This is a genomic window from Paenisporosarcina sp. P4_D4 (genome assembly GCF_056401835.1).
In genome coordinates this window covers 1-833 of sequence record NZ_JBFUIO010000370.1, presented here as the reverse complement: position 1 = coordinate 833, position 833 = coordinate 1, and the positions used below count along the sequence as shown (strand labels likewise).

Annotated in this window: 2 protein-coding genes; one reads left to right on the top strand and one right to left on the bottom strand. The window is 32.3% G+C overall.

All coding sequences use genetic code 11. The features are described from left to right. The first annotated feature begins 68 nt into the window (after window positions 1-68). On the top strand, window positions 69-221 hold the full coding sequence (locus AC1DSL_RS18900; RefSeq protein ID WP_477533430.1) for a hypothetical protein: 153 nt from the start codon (window positions 69-71) through the stop codon (window positions 219-221). Window positions 222-462: 241 nt separating this feature from the next. Here the strand turns inward: AC1DSL_RS18900 and AC1DSL_RS18895 are convergent. Further along, a partial coding sequence (locus AC1DSL_RS18895; RefSeq protein WP_477533429.1) for a hypothetical protein occupies window positions 463-833 on the bottom strand: 371 nt, incomplete at its 5' end.

The following is an 833-nucleotide window of genomic DNA, read 5'->3' as shown; positions in this document are numbered from 1 at the left end:
CAATCTAGCTTTGCCTCCCTTAGTTTATGTGACCGAGCAAATTCACGCATTGGACTAGGGGATGTAGAATGATTGCGATTATTCGGTTTCCATGTCATCATCCTGAACCTACCACGATAGAACAACAGGCTTCTAGAACAAAAGAAGAACTAGCAACAACTATTGATAAACAAGGAAAAGTATATGGAGAAAGTAACCTCGTCAAATTTCCATCCCAATGATTGAACTATATTTTCAGGATATATGGTAAAAGAATTAATGAGTGGACCCTACAATGATCGTAGAAGTGAACATAAGTCACAAATACTGTCAAAGAGTACGACCAAGGAGTTGGAAAAGGCATGATGGGGAGGTTAATCGAATATCTAAAGCCAAAGAATCGATTTTGTAACGATTTTCTGGCTCCTTTTAATTTAATCTTCGTTTATTCCAACTGAGTTAAAATGTAGAACTATAATAGTTTTAAATCAAAGATAACTCGTCAACATTAGTTATGTTATTAACACTTAAAATAATATTATCTTCTATTTTGATAACTTTTGGTACAGATCGAACACCAAGGATTTTAAAAACTTTTTCGGATTCAACAAAACTAATATTCTGGTTTATTAATATGTTTCTCTGAATGTCCGGAATTTTTCCATTACTCAATAATATTAAATTACTAAAACTGTTAATTGACTGTGGAAAACTATTAATAAGTTCCTTACATATTGAACACTCTACCGAAATTGCAACTATAGTTAGACTATTTTTAAGAGAACTTTCGTATGTCTTCAACATTTCGGTATCAACTGTCTGACCAGCCTTAATTTCTTTAGCCAATTTTAAAT